General features: G+C 69.2%; 14 protein-coding genes. 5 read left to right on the top strand and 9 right to left on the bottom strand.

The features are described from left to right. Positions 1 to 321: 321 nt before the first annotated feature. The 9 genes from Q9R20_RS02390 to sdhC form a co-directional block, all read right to left on the bottom strand. Positions 322 to 1,185, bottom strand: a complete 864-nt coding sequence (locus Q9R20_RS02390) for a DNA-formamidopyrimidine glycosylase family protein (protein WP_311247832.1) — start codon at positions 1,183 to 1,185, stop codon at positions 322 to 324. A gap of 54 nt (positions 1,186 to 1,239) precedes the next feature. Continuing rightward, positions 1,240 to 1,797, bottom strand: a complete 558-nt coding sequence (locus tag Q9R20_RS02385; protein WP_311247831.1) for a GNAT family protein — start codon at positions 1,795 to 1,797, stop codon at positions 1,240 to 1,242. A gap of 291 nt (positions 1,798 to 2,088) precedes the next feature. After that, the gene (gene trpS, locus Q9R20_RS02380; protein ID WP_311247830.1) at positions 2,089 to 3,093 is read right to left on the bottom strand and encodes a tryptophan--tRNA ligase; all 1,005 of its coding nucleotides are present in this window, start codon (positions 3,091 to 3,093) and stop codon (positions 2,089 to 2,091) included. Between the two features lie 84 nt (positions 3,094 to 3,177). After that, complete coding sequence (locus Q9R20_RS02375; RefSeq protein ID WP_311247829.1) at positions 3,178 to 4,026, bottom strand: exodeoxyribonuclease III; 849 nt, start codon at positions 4,024 to 4,026, stop codon at positions 3,178 to 3,180. 40 nt (positions 4,027 to 4,066) lie between these two features. Next, entirely contained in the window at positions 4,067 to 5,266 is a 1,200-nt protein-coding gene (locus Q9R20_RS02370) for a YihY/virulence factor BrkB family protein (protein ID WP_311247828.1), read from the bottom strand. Positions 5,267 to 5,504: 238 nt separating this feature from the next. Next, complete coding sequence (locus Q9R20_RS02365; protein ID WP_311247827.1) at positions 5,505 to 6,290, bottom strand: succinate dehydrogenase iron-sulfur subunit; 786 nt, start codon at positions 6,288 to 6,290, stop codon at positions 5,505 to 5,507. 1 nt (position 6,291) lies between these two features. Then, complete coding sequence (gene sdhA, locus Q9R20_RS02360; protein ID WP_311247826.1) at positions 6,292 to 8,121, bottom strand: succinate dehydrogenase flavoprotein subunit; 1,830 nt, start codon at positions 8,119 to 8,121, stop codon at positions 6,292 to 6,294. A 46-nt stretch (positions 8,122 to 8,167) separates the two neighbouring features. After that, a complete protein-coding gene (locus tag Q9R20_RS02355; RefSeq protein ID WP_295839076.1) occupies positions 8,168 to 8,626 on the bottom strand; it encodes a succinate dehydrogenase hydrophobic membrane anchor subunit in 459 nt (152 codons plus the stop codon). After that, on the bottom strand, positions 8,626 to 9,060 hold the full coding sequence (gene sdhC / locus Q9R20_RS02350) for a succinate dehydrogenase, cytochrome b556 subunit (RefSeq protein ID WP_074615813.1): 435 nt from the start codon (positions 9,058 to 9,060) through the stop codon (positions 8,626 to 8,628). Before sdhC ends, Q9R20_RS02355 begins: the two co-directional genes overlap by 1 nt. Positions 9,061 to 9,261: 201 nt before the next feature. On the opposite strand from sdhC, the gene Q9R20_RS02345 reads away from it, so the two are divergent. The 5 genes from Q9R20_RS02345 to Q9R20_RS02325 all read left to right on the top strand — a co-directional run bounded on the left by Q9R20_RS02345 (position 9,262) and on the right by Q9R20_RS02325 (position 15,897). Beyond that, positions 9,262 to 10,380: a mannose-1-phosphate guanylyltransferase gene (locus Q9R20_RS02345; protein WP_311247825.1), complete on the top strand. Its 1,119-nt coding sequence runs from the start codon at positions 9,262 to 9,264 to the stop codon at positions 10,378 to 10,380. Positions 10,381 to 10,613: 233 nt separating this feature from the next. After that, entirely contained in the window at positions 10,614 to 11,687 is a 1,074-nt protein-coding gene (locus tag Q9R20_RS02340; RefSeq protein WP_311248393.1) for a BMP family ABC transporter substrate-binding protein, read from the top strand. A 93-nt stretch (positions 11,688 to 11,780) separates the two neighbouring features. Further along, positions 11,781 to 13,298, top strand: coding sequence for an ABC transporter ATP-binding protein (locus Q9R20_RS02335; protein ID WP_311247824.1), 1,518 nt, complete (start codon positions 11,781 to 11,783; stop codon positions 13,296 to 13,298). Continuing rightward, a complete protein-coding gene (locus tag Q9R20_RS02330) occupies positions 13,295 to 14,623 on the top strand; it encodes an ABC transporter permease (protein WP_311247823.1) in 1,329 nt (442 codons plus the stop codon). The genes Q9R20_RS02335 and Q9R20_RS02330 overlap by 4 nt, the downstream gene beginning before the upstream one ends. After that, complete coding sequence (locus tag Q9R20_RS02325; RefSeq protein WP_311247822.1) at positions 14,620 to 15,897, top strand: ABC transporter permease; 1,278 nt, start codon at positions 14,620 to 14,622, stop codon at positions 15,895 to 15,897. Before Q9R20_RS02330 ends, Q9R20_RS02325 begins: the two co-directional genes overlap by 4 nt.

The following is a 15,897-nucleotide window of genomic DNA, read 5'->3' as shown; positions in this document are numbered from 1 at the left end:
CCCTGTCCTTCCCGCGGTGTCGGGGCAGGGGCGGCGGGAAGGCGCGACGCGCCCTCCGTGCTGCCTCCCATCCGGACTAGCGACGACCACTCGTCGCATCACCGTCGGTTCCGGAATCGCACCGGATCAACCCTTCGGCCGAGGCCTCGGAGTTCGCGGACTGTCACCGCCGGTTCGGATTCTCACCGACCCCGGAGCACGTAGTTGCTCTTCGAAGTGTAGTCAACGCCCCCTTCGCGGTTTCATTCCCCGTCATGCAGGGACGTGTTCTGCTACGCCCGGGGGTCCTTCGTCGCGCGTCGGCGATCGCGTCGGCCGGTGCTACTTGAGCAGGCGCGAGAGCCGCCGGTCGGCCAGCAGCTTGCCGCCCGTCTGGCAGGTGGGGCAGTACTCGAGGGAGTTGTCGGCGAAGAACACGCTGCGCACCTCGTCGCCGCAGACGGGACACGCCTCGCCCCGGCGGCCGTGCACGCGCATACCGCGACGCTTGGCATCCTTCAGCTCGGCGGGCGGCTTACCGCGCGCGGCGGTGACGGCCTCGGTGAGCGTGGTGGTCATCGCCTCGAACAGCCGGTCGACCTCGGCCTCGGACAGGGTGGCCGCGAGGGCGTACGGAGACATCTTGGCGGCGTGCAGGATCTCGTCGGAGTAGGCGTTGCCGACCCCCGCGATGATCGACTGGTCGCGCAGCACGCCCTTGATCTGCGTGCGCCGGCCGCTGAGCAGCGCGCCGAACTCGTCGCGACCGAACTCGTCGTCGAGCGGGTCGGGGCCCAGTCGCGCGATGCCCGGGACCTCGGACGGATCCGTCACCGCGTAGACGGCCAGCGATTTCTTCGTGCCGGCCTCGGTGAGGTCGAAGCCCGAACCGTCGTCGAAGCCGACGCGCAGCGCGATCGGCGTCTTGCCGGGCTTGATGAGCGTGGTGGGAAGCGTGTCGTACCAGCGCAGCCACCCCGCCTTGGCGAGGTGGAACACGAGACGGATGCCGCCGTCGCCGACGATGTCGACGAACTTGCCGTGCCGCTCGACGCCGATGACCTGCGCGCCGATCAAGGCGGTGAGCGGCGGGTCGTACGTCTTCAGCGCGTTGATGGCCGAGACGAGGGCCTTGTCGACCCGCAGCCCGGTGAGACGTTCACGCAGGAACTCGACGAGCCCCTGGACCTCTGGCATCTCCGGCATGACGTCATCGTGCCACGGCCCTCCGACATCGGGGCGGGGCCTTGCGCCGAGCGCTCAGAGCACGGGCCAGTCGACCGGGCCGCGGTCGTCTGCGCGGAGCAGCCCGCCCACCCAGAGATCGGCACGACCCAGCGAGTTGACGTGCGCCTGCCGCAGCAGCCCCTCGTACCGGAAGCCGAGAGAACGAGCGACGCGCGCCGAACCGACGTTGCCGGTCACCGCCCGCCATTCGATGCGGGCCACCGCCGGGCGCTCCGGCGCGAATCCCCAGTCGACGACCGCGCGGGCGGCCTCTGTCGCCACACCCCGACCGCGCACGCTCGCCGACACCCAGTAGCCGATCTCGGGGGCTCCGCTCGGCAGCTTCGCCAGGCCCGCCATGCCGACCAGCCTGCCGTCGAGGCGGATCGCCCAGGTCGCCTCCGCCCCCTCCGCCCACCAGCCCCGGGCGAGCTCGACGAAGGTCTCCGCATCGGCGGGCAGATACGGCGCGGGCACTGTCGTGAAGCGTTGGATCGCGGCATCCTGGCACTCCGCGTGGATGGCCGCGACGTCGCCGTCATGGGGTGCGGACAGCTCGAGGCGGGCGGTGCGCAGGGTCTCCGGTTCCATCCGGTCACCTTACCGGCGGCCGGCGTGCGCCACAGATTCGGAACCAGGCGACAGATTCGGATGCCGCCTCGCGACGCATCCGAATCCGGTGCAGCGATCCGATTCCGCGACATGGGCGGCGTCGCAGCCGCGGCACGAACGCCGACGCCCCCGCGACTCGGATGCCGCCTCGCGACGCATCCGAATCCGGTGCAGCGATCCGATTCCGCGACATGGGCGGCGCCGCAGCCGCGACCCGAACGCCGACGCCCCCGCGACTCGGCGAGTCGCGGGGGCGTGGGATGGCGCAGATCAGCCGCGGCGCAGCAGACCGATGCGGTCGTACACGTCGGAGAGGGTCTTCTCGGCGACGGATGCCGCCTTCCCGGCGTTCACGGCCAGCACGCGGTCGAGCTCGGCGGGGTCGTCGAGCAGGTCGAGGGCGCGGGCGCGCACGGGCTCGAACTCGTTCACGACGACCTCGGCGAGGCCCTTCTTGAAGTCGCCGTACCCGCGACCGGCGTACTCGTCCTCGATCGAGGTGATGTCACGTCCGCTCAGGGCCGAGTAGATCACCAGCAGGTTCGAGACGCCCGGCTTCTCGTCGCGGTCGAAGCGCACCGCTCCCTCGGAGTCGGTCACGGCTCGCATGATCTTCTTCGCGCTGACCTTGGGGTCGTCGAGCAGCCACAGCACACCCGCGTCCGACTCTGCCGACTTCGACATCTTCGACGTCGGGTTCTGCAGGTCGTAGATGCGCGCGGTCTCGCGCCGGATGACGGGCTTGGGCACGGTGAACGTCTCACCGAAGCGCTGGTTGAAGCGTTCGGCGAGATCGCGGGTGAGCTCGATGTGCTGCTTCTGGTCGTCGCCGACGGGCACGACGTCGGTCTGGTATAGCAGGATGTCGGCGGCCATCAGCACCGGATAGGTGAAGAGGCCGACGTTGGTAGCATCCGTGCCGTAGCGGGCCGACTTGTCCTTGAACTGGGTCATGCGCCCGGCCTCGCCGAAACCGGTGAGGGTCGACAGCACCCACTGCAGCTCGGCGTGCGCCGGCACGTGCGACTGCACGTAGAGGGTCGAGCGGGAGGGCTCGATCCCCGCGGCGATGTACTGGGCGGCGGTGCGACGGGTCTTCTCGCGACGCTCGGCGGGGTCGCCGGGCTGCGTGAGGGCGTGCAGGTCGACGACCGAGAAGAAGGCGTCGTACTCGTCCTGCAGGTCGCGCCACTGCAGCAGGGCCCCGATGTAGTTGCCGATCTGGAGGCTGTCGGCGGAGGGCTGCATTCCGGAGTAGAGGCGCTCGGTGGTCACCGTTCGATCCTAGGCCGCGAGGCGCGGCCGGTACGTCGGGGGAGCGAGCGTGGACGGGTGCCCCGGCTCACGGCGTCGGCCGGATCAGGTCCCGAGCGTGTAGTCGACGATCACCGGCGCGTGGTCGCTCCAGCGGGTGTCGTACGAGGGGGCGCGCTCCACCATGTACGACGTGACGCGGTCGGCGAGGGCGGGCGTGGCGACGTGATAGTCAATGCGCCACCCGCTGTCGGTGTCGAACGCCTTCCCGCGCATGGACCAGAACGTGTAGGGCCCGTCGACCTCGCCGACGGCGCGGCGTCCGACGTCGATCCAGCCCAGGCCCGTGCCCGTCGAGCCGTCGACGCCCTCGACCTTCTCGCCCTCGGCCCCGAAGAAGCGGTCGAAGTAGGCGCGCTCCCGGGGCAGGAAGCCGGCGTTCTTGCGATTCCCCCGCCAGTTCTTGATGTCGAGTTCGCGGTGGCCGACGTTCAGGTCGCCCACGACCAACGCCAGCTCGCGCTCGGCCTTGAGCTCGACGAGACGGCGCTCCATGGCATCGAGGAAGAGCCACTTCGCGTCTTGCTTGGGGGTGTCGACCTCGCCGCTGTGCACGTAGGCGCTGACGATCGTGACGGTCTCGCCGTCGATGTCGAAGTCGCTCTCGATCCAGCGGCCCGAGGCGTCGAGCGGCTCGGGGCCGAGGTGCGTGCGGGTCTCGACCCCGGGCAGCCGGCTGATGATCGCGACGCCCGCGCGCCCCTTCTGCAGGGCCTCGTCGTTGACGATCTCCCACCCGGGCAGGGCCTCGGCGAGCTGGTCGGCGGTCGCGCGCACCTCCTGCAGGGCCACGATGTCGGCGCCGGAGGCGTCGAGCCACTCGGTCATGCCCTTGCGGACGGCGGCACGGATGCCATTGACGTTGACGGAGACGATGCGTACGGAACGAGCCACCCGTCGAGCGTAGCCGGGGGCTCCGACATCGGCCGGGGCGTCAGTCGGGGATGAGCGAGACCCGGCGCGGCTCGGGGAGGTCGGCCTCGGCGCGCGCGAGGGTTTTGCGTGCCGCCACGACGTGCCGACGGGCCCGCCAGCGCCACGGCCAGCGTGCGCCGAGGAGGCGCTCCTCGGCCTGCCGGACGCCGACCTGCGCCGCGATGACGAGGGCGGCCTGCTCCATGGCGCGGCGGTCCTCGGGGGAGCGCAGCGGCACGTCGCGGTCGTCCGCGGCCACCGCGATCCACGCCGCGGAGACGAGGATCACGATGCCGATGAAGCGGAACCACAGCAGGAACCCGATCAGCACGGTGAACGTCGCCAGCAGCGGATTGGTCGGGCTGTAGACGAAGAGGAAGCCGGCCGCCACCTGCAAAGCGACCATGCCCGTCGCCCCCACGAGCGCGCCGGGAATCGCGCGGCGCCAGGTGAGCGAGGTGCCGGTCAGGAAGCGGAAGAGGGCCGCGAGCGCGAGGGCGTTGACGGCGAAGGCCACCACGACCGAGACGACGCGGGCGCCGATGGACCAGCCGAGGGTGTCGCGATCCCATCCGATGACGCTGAAGACGAGGTCGACTGCGCCGGTCGCCACCGAACCGAGCAGGGCGCCCACGAGCAGCGCGATGCCGAACAGCACGGCCGCGAGCAGGTCGCGCGCCTTCAGCATGACGTAGTTGCGCAGATCGAACGGCAGCCCGAACGTGTCGCGGACGGCGCGGCGCGTGAAGGTGACGAAGCCGATCGCGGTCCACACGACCACGACGACCGCGACGACACCGGTGATGGTGAGCAGGCGGCTGCTGTCCTGCGCGACGCCCTCGACCTGCTCGCGGGAGACCAGGCCGTTCTCGCTGATGATGCCCGGGATGTAGCTGTTGACGATGTGGATCAGTCCGTCGATCGCGGTGCGGCTCCCGCCGAGCCAGATGCCGACGCCCGCGAACGCCAGGTAGAGGGCCGAGAACACTGCGAACAGGCCCTGGTAGCTCATGCCTGCGGCCAGCAGGAAGCCGTTGTGCCGCAGGAAGTGCCGCCACACGCGGATGGGGAACCACTGCGCGATCTTCGCCGCACGAGCGAGGGGTTCGTCGAGGCGTTCCCGCACGGCGGTCTGCGCCGCCTCGAGCCGCTCGCGCAGCGAGGCGTCGTCATCGCGCACCGCGGGCAGCGGCCGCGGGTCGTGGCGGTTCTCGGTCACCGGAAAAGCCTAATGAATGGATGCCGCAGCCCCGGCGTCGCGCCGGCTCCGCGGCATCCGGGTCTCTCCGTCACGCGTGAGTCGCCAAGATTTGTCGCTTCGATGCGGTCTGAAGCGACAAATCCTGGCGACTCACGCGGCTGCGCAGGCGCGGCTGCGCAGGCGCGGCTGCGCGGAGACGCACGAACGCCGAACGGCGGGTCCGCCTGCGCGCACCCGCCGTTCGAGAGGGGAGGGGTCAGCGACCGCCGCGGAGGACGGCCTGCTTGACCTCGGCGATGGCCTTGGTGACCTCGATGCCGCGGGGGCACGCCTCGGTGCAGTTGAAGGTGGTGCGGCAGCGCCACACGCCCTCTTTGTCGTTGAGGATGTCGAGGCGCACGTCTCCGGCGTCGTCGCGCGAGTCGAAGATGAAGCGGTGCGCGTTGACGATCGCGGCGGGGCCGAAGTACTGCCCGTCGGTCCAGAACACGGGGCACGACGAGGTGCACGCCGCGCAGAGGATGCACTTGGTGGTGTCGTCGAAGACCTCGCGGTCGACGATCGACTGCACGCGCTCCTTGCCCGGCTCGGGCTTCGAGTTCGAGATGAGGAAGGGCTGCACCTCGCGGTAGGAGGCGAAGAACGGCTCCATGTCGACGATGAGGTCCTTCTCGAGCGGCAGGCCCTTGATCGCCTCGACGTAGATCGGCTGCGAGATGTCGAGATCCTTGATCAGCGTCTTGCAGGCCAGGCGGTTGCGGCCGTTGATGCGCATGGCATCCGAACCGCAGATGCCGTGCGCGCACGAGCGGCGGAACGACAGCGAGCCGTCGGTCTCCCACTTGATCTTGTGCAGCGCGTCGAGCACGCGGTCGGTGGAGTACAGCTCCACGTCGTAGTCGACCCAGCGGGGCTCGTCGTCGACCTCGGGGTCGAATCGACGGATGTTGAAGGTGACCATGAACGACTGGATGCCGGTGTCTTCCGGCGTCTGCTCGACCTCGTCCGAGGTGTCGACGTTCTCGATGACGGTGGATGCCATCTCAGTACTTCCTCTCCAGCGGCGGGTAGCGCAGCTCCCCGGCCTCGTTCTTGGTGAACACCACGGGCTTCCAGCCGAGCTCGATGTGATCGGCGGGGTGCGACGAGTGGGGGTCCCCCGACAGGTACGCCATGGTGTGCTGCATGTACTTCTCGTCGTCGCGCGTGGGGAAGTCGTCGCGCATGTGACCGCCGCGGCTCTCTTCGCGGTTCTGTGCCGAGTAGACGACGACCTCCGCGAGGTCGAGCAGGAAGCCCAGCTCGACGGCCTCGAGCAGGTCGGTGTTGAAGCGCTTGCCCTTGTCATCGACGTGGATGTTCTTGTAGCGCTCGCGCAGGTCGGCGATCACGTCCATGACGTGGGCGAGGGACTCGTGCGTGCGGAACACCTGCGCGCCCTTGTCCATCTCGTCCTGCAGCGTCTTGCGGAGCACCGCGATGCGCTCGGTGCCGCTGTTGTTGCGCAGGCCCTCGATGAGCCCGCGCACCTCGGCCGCCGGATCTTCGGGCAGCGGCACGAAGTCGGCGGTCTTGACGTACTCGACGGCGTTGCGGCCGGCGCGCTTGCCGAAGACGTTGATGTCGAGCAGCGAGTTGGTGCCCAGGCGGTTCGAGCCGTGCACCGAAACGCACGCGCACTCGCCGGCGGCGTAGAGGCCGGGCACGACGGTGTCGTTGTCGGCGAGCACCTCGGCCTTGATGTTGGTGGGGATGCCGCCCATCGCGTAGTGCGCGGTCGGCATGACCGGCACGGGCTCGACGACCGGGTCGACACCGAGGTAGGTGCGCGCGAACTCGGTGATGTCGGGGAGCTTGGTCTCGAGCACCTCGGCGCCCAGGTGCGTGCAGTCCAGCAGCACGTAGTCGCGGTGCGGGCCGGCGCCGCGACCTTCCGCGACCTCCTGCACCATGCAGCGCGCGACGATGTCGCGGGGAGCGAGGTCCTTGATCGTGGGGGCGTAGCGCTCCATGAAGCGCTCACCGCTGGCGTTGCGCAGGATCGCGCCCTCACCGCGGGCGCCCTCGGTGAGCAGGATGCCGAGACCGGCGAGGCCGGTCGGGTGGAACTGGAAGAACTCCATGTCCTCCAGCGGCAGGCCCTTGCGCCACACGATGCCGACGCCGTCACCGGTGAGGGTGTGGGCGTTCGAGGTGGTCTTGAAGATCTTGCCGAAGCCGCCGGTCGCGAAGACCACGGCCTTGGACTGGAAGACGTGCAGCTCACCCGTGGCGAGGTCGTAGGCGACGACGCCGGCGACCTGCGTCTTGCCCGCGGCATCCTTCACCGTGATGAGGTCGAGGACGTAGAACTCGTTGAAGAAGTTGATGCCGAGCTTGACGCAGTTCTGGAACAGCGTCTGCAGGATCATGTGTCCCGTGCGGTCGGCGGCGTAGCACGCGCGGCGCACGGGGGTCTTTCCGTGGTCGGCCGTGTGCCCGCCGAAACGGCGCTGATCGATCTTGCCCTCGGGCGTGCGGTTGAACGGCAGACCCATGTTCTCGAGATCGATGACGGCGTCGATCGCCTCTTTGGCGAGGATCTCCGCGGCATCCTGGTCGACGAGGTAGTCGCCGCCCTTGATGGTGTCGAAGGTGTGCCACTCCCACGAGTCTTCCTCGACGTTGGCGAGGGCCGCCGCCATACCGCCCTGCGCCGCACCGGTGTGCGAACGGGTCGGGTAGAGCTTCGAGATGACGGCGGTCTTCGCGCCGGGGCCGGCCTCGATGGCCGCGCGCATGCCGGCGCCGCCGGCGCCGACGATCACGACGTCGAACTGGTGGTAGTGGACGCCGTCTTTGACGATCGAGTCCGAAGCGGTCTGAGTGCTCACGTGTGCGATACCTCTGCTGTCAGGGGAAAGAAGGGATGCCGTCGGCTCACGCCGCCTGGCACACGTCCCACAGGGAGCTGCTCTCGGTGACACCGAGGCAGGGGTCGAAGGTGAAGACGACGAGCGTGCCGAGGAGGATGAGGAATCCGGCCGACACCCACAGCGACCCCACGAGGATCTTGCGGACGGTGGCGTTGGTCACGTAGTCGTTGACGATCGTGCGCATGCCGTTGGCGCCGTGGATGAGGGCCAACCACAGCATCAGGACGTCCCACCACTGCCAGAACGGCGAGGCGAGCTTGCCGGCGACGAAGGCGAAGTCGATCTGGTGGATGCCGTCGCCCGTCATGAGGTTGACGAACAGGTGGCCGAAGATCAGGACGATCAGCAGCACGCCGGAGGCGCGCATGTAGATCCAGCCCCACTTCTCGAGATTGGAGCCCTTCTTCCGCACGCTCGGCGTGCGGGGGGCGGGGATCGTGGCGGCTTCTTGGGCGACGGACATCAGTGGCTCCCGGTGACGGCGCTGAAGACGTTGATGAGGTGACGCGGGGTGAACCCGAGCATCGTGACGACCCAGAGACCGAGCACGCCCCACCACAGCTGGCGCTGGTGGCGCGTGGCCCAGGGCCAGAAGTCGACGAGGATGATGCGCAGACCGTTGAACGCGTGGTATGCGATCGCACCGACCAGAGCCACCTCGCCGAGACCCATGACCGGGTTCTTGTAGGTGCCGATGACGGCGTCGTAGGCCTCGGGGGACACCCGGATGAGCGCCGTGTCGAGGATGTGCACGAGGAGGAAGAAGAAGATGGCGACACCGGTGATGCGGTGAAGCACCCAGGACCACATTCCTTCGCGACCGCGGTACAGCGTGCCGCGGGGCCTCTTCGACGTGGTTTCTTTCACCGACGGCGTGGCACGTGCTGGTGCTGACACGGTCGTCCTCCCTGATCGAACACGGTGTGGGGGCCCGCACAGGCCCCGAGCGTCACACGGGCGCCATTGAATACTACGTCCGGGCTATGAAACGCGGGGATTAGGGCGGCCTAAGACTCTCTCGATATCGAGATAGTTCCGCGACGTGCGGCGTGACGCCCGCTGCGGTCTCCCAGGGGCTCGCCCGCTAGGGTCGGAGCCATGGCAGACCTCGCACTCGACGACTTCTACGCCGTCATCCCCGCCGGAGGGATCGGCAGCCGTCTCTGGCCCCTCTCGCGGGCGGACGCCCCCAAGTTCCTGCACGACCTCACCGGCTCCGGCCAGACGCTTCTGCGCGACACCTGGGACCGTCTCGCTCCGCTGTCCGGCGACCACCGCATCGCCGTGGTGACCGGGCGCGCCCACCGCGCCGCGGTCGAGCGGGAGCTCCCGGGCGTCCCCGACCACAACGTGTTCCTGGAGTCCGAGCCGCGCGACTCCTCCGCGGCCATCGGCCTCGCCGCGGCGATCCTCGTGCGCCGCGAACCGGATGTCATCATCGGCTCCTTCGCCGCCGACCACGTCATCCGCCAGACGCGCCAGTTCGACTTCGCCGTCCGCCAGGCCGTGGCCGTCGCACGGGCGGGATACATCTGCACCATCGGCATCCAGCCCTCCGAGCCCTCGGTCGGGTTCGGGTACATCAAGAAGGCCGACGAGCTGATCGTCGACGGCGCCCCCGAGGCGTACACGGTGGAGCGTTTCGTGGAGAAGCCCGACCTCGACACCGCCAAGGCGTATTACGCCGACCGCGACTACCTGTGGAACGCGGGCATGTTCATCACCCGCGCCGACGTGCTGCTCGCCGAGCTCGCCGTCAACGAGCCGGAACTGCACGCGGGCCTGCTCGAACTCGCCGAGGCGTGGGACGACCGCGACCGCCGCGGTCCCGCGGTCGACCGCATCTGGCCGGGACTGAAGAAGATCGCGATCGACTACTCCGTCGCCGAGCCCGCCGCAGAGAAGGGACGTCTCGCGGTCATCCCGGGGCACTTCGACTGGGACGACGTGGGCGACTTCGCGAGCCTGTCCAAGCTCAACTCCTCGGGCGGTCGCAACGAGCTGGCGATCCTCGGCGAGGACGCGCGCGTGCTCTCCGACGCCTCGAGCGGCATCGTCGTCTCGCAGACCAAGCGAGTGATCAGCCTCATCGGCGTGCGCGACATCGTCGTGGTCGACACCCCGGACGCCCTCCTGGTCACCACCAGCGAGAACGCGCAGCGAGTCAAGGGCGTCGTCGACGCGCTCAAGCTCACCGGTCGCGGCGACGTACTCTGACACCGGATGCCGCGCACCGTGGCATCCGGTCCCGTCGGCGTCGTCGCGTGTGGCGGTGGCGTGACGCGAGATTGCGTCTTTGTAACCATTGCCCGGCATGGGCGCCCTCGGTGCGCAACGGCGCCGACACAGTAGGTAACGTGACGGGATCGTCCCCCGAACCCGTTGGGGGCATCCGTCTTGGAGGACCATTCGTGAAGACCACGAAGAAGGCCGTCGTCAGCGGCCTCGCCATGATCGGCGCCGCTGCGCTGCTCGCCGGTTGCGGCGCCGCACCCGAGAGCAACGGCGCGTCCGGCGCAGCCGGAGGAAGCGTCGTCGAAGGCTTCACCCCCTGCATCATCTCGGATGACGGCGGCTGGAACGACCGCTCGTTCAACCAGTCCGCCAAGGAGGGCATCGACAAGGCTGCCGCCGAGCTCGGCGTCAAGTCCATCGACGTCGAGTCCAGCTCGGCGAACGACTACGCACCCAACCTCGAGAACCTCGTCGCCGAGGGCTGCACGTTCATCGTCGCGGTCGGCTTCAAGCTCAGCGCCGACACCGTGGCCTCGGCCAAGGCGAACCCGGGCCTGCAGTACGCGATCATCGACGACCGTGCCGACACCGACAACGACGGCAACACCGACGCGCCGAACATCAAGCCGCTGCTGTTCGACACCGTCCAGGCCGCCTACCTCGGTGGCTACGCCGCCGCCGCCTACTCCGCCGAGAACGGTGTGAACAAGGTCGGCACCGTCGGTGGCATCCCGATCCCGCCCGTCACCATCTTCATGGACGGCTTCGTCGACGGCGTCAAGAAGTACGACGAGGACAAGGGCGCCAGCGTCCAGACCTTCGGTTGGGACGTCGCCGCGCAGAACGGCTCGTTCACCGGTGGCTTCGCGGCCAACGACGCGGCCAAGCAGGCCGCCCAGGGTCTGCTCGACCAGGGCGTCGACGTGCTCCTGCCCGTCGGTGGGCCGATCTACAGCAGCGCGGCCGACGCGATCCGCGACAGCGGCTCGAAGAGCGTCATGCTCGGTGTCGACTCCGACCTCGCCAAGGCCGACCCGAACGTGTCCGACCTGGTCCTGACCTCGATCCTCAAGCGCATCGACACCGCCGTCTACGACTCGGTGACCCAGGCCGCCCGGGGCGAGTTCGACGTGACCCCCTACGTCGGCACCCTCGAGAACGACGGCGTCGGCCTCGCCGAGTTCGGCTCCGCCTTCACGCTGCCCGCCGGTCTCACCGACGAGCTCGACGCCCTGCGCGAGCAGATCGTCTCCGGCTCGCTGACGGTCACCTCGCCCAGCTCGCCGTAAGGCGACACCCCTCGAAACCGCGGTCGCTCGGACCCCTCCGAGCGGCCGCGGTTTCTTTCCGTGTTCTCAACGTCTTCGAATAGGGTGCACAGCATGAAGCTCGAGCTCCGCGGCATCACCAAGCGGTTCGGGTCCCTGGTTGCGAACGACCACATCGATCTGGTCGTCCAGCCTGGTGAGATCCACGCTCTCCTCGGGGAGAACGGTGCCGGTAAATCCACACTCATGAACGTCCTCTACGGCCTGTACCAGGCCGATGAGGGCGAGATCCTGCTGGACGACGTCGTCCAGCGCTTCCGCGGCCCCGGCGATGCCATGGCCGCGGGAATCGGCATGGTGCACCAGCACTTCATGCTCATCCCCGTCTTCACCGTCGCCGAGAACGTCATGCTCGGCCACGAGAGCACCAAGGCCCTGGGCGCGCTCGATCTGAACGCCGCGCGCAAGCACGTGCGCGACGTCGCGCAGCGCTTCGGCTTCGAGGTCGACCCCGACGCCCTCGTCGGCGACCTCCCGGTCGGCGTGCAGCAGCGCGTCGAGATCATCAAGGCCCTGTCCCGGGATGCCAAGGTGCTCGTGTTCGACGAGCCCACGGCCGTGCTCACCCCGCAGGAGACCGACGAGCTCATGGGCATCATGCGGCAGCTGCGCGACGAGGGCACCTCCATCGTGTTCATCACGCACAAGCTCCGCGAGGTGCGCGAGGTCGCCGACCGCATCACCGTGGTGCGCCTGGGCAAGATCGTCGGCGAGGCCGAGCCCACCGCCAGCAACGGCGAGCTCGCCTCGCTCATGGTCGGCCGCGCGGTCGAGCTGACCGTCGTGAAGGACGCGCCGAAGGCGGCGGCATCCGGGGGTCTGTCCATCCGCAACCTCCGCGTCGTCACCGCCGAGGGCACGGTCGTCGTGGACGACGTCGACCTCGACGTGCGTCCCGGTGAGATCGTCGCGATCGCGGGCGTGCAGGGCAACGGCCAGACCGAGCTCGTCGAGGCCATCGTCGGCCTCGCCGACGGCGTGACCGGGACCGTCGACCTCGACGGCACCGACCTCGTCGGCAAGAGCGTGCGCGCCATCCTCGACGCGGGGGTCGGCTTCGTCCCCGAGGACCGCAAGGAAGACGGACTGGTCGGGGGCTTCTCGGTCGCCGAGAACCTCATCCTCGACCGGTCCTCCGACTCGGCGTTCGTGTCCGGCGGCACCATCAAGCGCGCGGCGCTGGGCGCCTTCGCCCGCGACCGCATCGCGGAGTACGACATCCGCACCCAGTCGGCATCCACCCCGGTCGGCACCCTGTCGGGCGGCAACCAGCAGAAGGTCGTCATCGCCCGCGAGATGAGCCGCCCGCTGAAGCTGTTCGTCGCCGCCCAGCCCACCCGCGGCGTCGACGTCGGCTCGATCGAATTCATCCACAAGCAGATCGTCGCCGCGCGCGATGCGGGCGTGCCCGTGATCGTCGTGTCGACCGAGCTCGACGAGATCGCCGCCCTCGGCGACCGCATCGCGGTCATGTACCGCGGCGGCATCGTCGGCGTCGTCCCGGGGAACACGCCCCGCGAGACGCTCGGGCTCATGATGGCGGGCGAGCAGCCCGCGGAGGAGACAGCGTGAGCGGCCACATCCCGAGCACGGGCGCGAACGGGGACTCCGGTCTCCCGCCCGAGCAGCTGCCGACCGCATCGGGGCCGTTGACCGGCCACACCCCGGCCGAGACGCCCGCGCCCCCGCGGACGAACCAGTTCCTCACCGAGCTGCTGCGCTCCTCGTGGATCACCACGGTGCTCGCCGTCGTCGCGGCGATGATCGTGGGCGGCATCCTGATGGCCGCCACCAACGACCAGGTGCGCACGACCTCCGGGTACTTCTTCGCGCGGCCCGGCGACATGCTGGCCGCGATCTGGAACTCGGTCTACGGCGGGTACGAGGCGCTGTTCCGCGGCGCCATCTTCAACTCCCGCGTCGCCGACTTCGGGGCGCAGATCCGCCCGCTCACGAACACCCTCGGCTTCGCCGCGCCGCTCATCGCCGCCGGTCTCGGTGTGGCGCTGGCGTTCCGCGTGGGTCTGTTCAACATCGGCGGCCGCGGTCAGATCCTCATCGCCTGCGCCTTCGCCGGTCTCATCACGTTCAACCTCGACCTGCCGATGATCATCCAGCTGCCGCTGACGCTCATCGTCGGTATCGCCGGAGGCGCGCTGTGGGGCGGGATCGTGGGTCTGCTCAAGGCCCGCACCGGTGCGCACGAGGTCATCCTCACCATCATGCTCAACTACGTCGCCTACTACCTGGTGACGTGGATGGTGCGCACCCCGGGCCTGCTGCAGCGCCCCGCCGGCGACCAGCCGATCTCGTCGGCCACGCCCGCGAACGCGCAGTTCCCCGAGCTGTTCGGACCCCAGTTCCCGCTGCTCGACCTCGGCTTCGTCCTCGTGATCGCGGCGACGGTGTTCGTCTGGTGGCTCATGGAGCGCTCGAGCCTCGGCTTCCGCCTGCGCGCGGTGGGCGAGAACCCCCACGCCGCTCGCGCCGCCGGCATCTCGGTGCCCCGCATGTACGTCTACGCGATGCTGTTCGCCGGAGGACTTGCGGGCCTTGCCGGCATGAACCAGATCCAGGGATCGGTGACCACCGGTTTCGACGGTCTGATCGACGCGGGCATCGGCTTCGACGCCATCACCGTCGCCCTCCTCGGCCGCAGCCGTCCCTGGGGCGTGTTCGCCGCCGGCATCCTGTTCGGCGCCCTCAAGTCCGGCTCGTTCACGATGCAGGCGTCGCAGGGCATCCCCGTCGACATCGTGCTCGTCGTGCAGGCCCTCATCGTGCTGTTCATCGCGGCCCCGCCGCTGGTGCGCACGATCTTCTTCCTCCCCAAGAGCGAGGCCGAGCGCGCGGCCAAAGACCGGGCCAAGGCGGCCAAGAAGGCGGTGGCGGCATGACCGCGACGCATCTCGCGGATGACGCGATCCAGCTGACCACGGTGCGCGTGCGCCACCTCAAGCTGGCGGTGAGCCTGACGGTGGTCACCGTCCTGCTCGCGCTGCTGTTTGCCCTCGTCCCGCGCGACGGGCAGAGCACCTTCCGCCTCGGCGACCCGGCGTCCGACATCGACCTCGGCAGCGTCGCGGTCCCCACGGCGGTCACCAGCTGGGCCGTCTTGGTCATCCTGGCCCTGCTGACCGCCTGGTCGATCTGGGATGCCGTCAGCTACCGCCGCACGCCGCTGTGGCTGCCGATCGCCTTCGGTGCGCTGGCGGTGTTCGCGTTCCTCGTCTGGGCGGCCGCGGACGGGCTCGTCCCCGTCACCGGACTGCTCTTCGGCGCGCTCTCGCTGTCGGTCCCCCTCATCTTCGGTGCCCTCGGCGGTGTCATCGGCGAGCGCGTCGGCGTGGTCAACGTCGCGATCGAGGGGCAGTTCCTCTTCGGCGCCTTCAGCGCCGCGCTCGTGGCATCCCTCACCCGCAACCCCTTCCTCGGACTCGTCGCGGCCATGGTCGGCGGCGTCCTCGTGGCGTTCGTCCTCGCGGCGTTCTCGATCAAGTACCTCGTCGACCAGGTGATCGTCGGTGTCGTGCTGAACGTGCTGGTCACCGGTCTCACGGGCTTCCTCTACGGCGCGCTGCTCGTCCCCAACGAAGACCTGCTGAACCGTCCCGAGCGCTTCCCGCGCTGGGAGATCCCGCTGCTGGGCGACATCCCGATCATCGGACCGGTGCTGTTCAACCAGACCTTCATCGTCTACCTGATGTACGCCGTCGTGGCCGTGGTCGCGTGGGGCCTCTACCGCACGCGCTGGGGCCTTCGCCTGCGCGCGGTCGGCGAGCACCCGCAGGCCGCCGACACCGTCGGCATCAAGGTCAACTCGAGCCGGTTCTGGAACGTCTCGCTGGCCGGCGCGATCGCCGGTATCGGCGGCGCGTACTTCACGCTGGTGTCGGTGGGGCAGTTCACCAAGGAGATGACCGCGGGTCTCGGCTTCATCGCCCTCGCGGCCGTCATCTTCGGACGCTGGGATCCGATCCGCGCGACGCTCGCGGCCCTGCTGTTCGGCTTCGCGACCAACCTCCAGAACCTGCTGACGGTGCTGCGCACCCCCATTCCCAGCGAGTTCATGCTCATGCTGCCCTACGTCGTGACGATCATCGCCGTGGCCGGGTTCGCCGGACAGATCCGGGGCCCCGCGGCCGCCGGCAAGCCCTACATCAAGGGCTGA

Origin of the sequence: Microbacterium sp. PRF11 (assembly GCF_031844085.1) — a bacterium.
Classification (GTDB): Bacteria; Actinomycetota; Actinomycetes; order Actinomycetales; family Microbacteriaceae; genus Microbacterium.
This window is presented reverse-complemented; position numbering and strand designations above follow the sequence as displayed.

What these genes read in the sequence shown, in the direction of transcription:
- Q9R20_RS02390 (WP_311247832.1), bottom strand. Translation starts at nt 1,185, where the DNA reads ATGCCGGAGATGCCAGAGGTCCAGGGGCTCGTCGAGTTCCTGCGTGAA.
- Q9R20_RS02355 (WP_295839076.1), bottom strand. Translation starts at nt 8,626, where the DNA reads ATGTCCGTCGCCCAAGAAGCCGCCACGATCCCCGCCCCCCGCACGCCG.
- Q9R20_RS02365 (WP_311247827.1), bottom strand. Translation starts at nt 6,290, where the DNA reads ATGGCATCCACCGTCATCGAGAACGTCGACACCTCGGACGAGGTCGAG.
- Q9R20_RS02345 (WP_311247825.1), top strand. Translation starts at nt 9,262, where the DNA reads ATGGCAGACCTCGCACTCGACGACTTCTACGCCGTCATCCCCGCCGGA.
- Q9R20_RS02325 (WP_311247822.1), top strand. Translation starts at nt 14,620, where the DNA reads ATGACCGCGACGCATCTCGCGGATGACGCGATCCAGCTGACCACGGTG.
- Q9R20_RS02340 (WP_311248393.1), top strand. Translation starts at nt 10,614, where the DNA reads ATGATCGGCGCCGCTGCGCTGCTCGCCGGTTGCGGCGCCGCACCCGAG.
- Q9R20_RS02385 (WP_311247831.1), bottom strand. Translation starts at nt 1,797, where the DNA reads ATGGAACCGGAGACCCTGCGCACCGCCCGCCTCGAGCTGTCCGCACCC.
- Q9R20_RS02335 (WP_311247824.1), top strand. Translation starts at nt 11,781, where the DNA reads ATGAAGCTCGAGCTCCGCGGCATCACCAAGCGGTTCGGGTCCCTGGTT.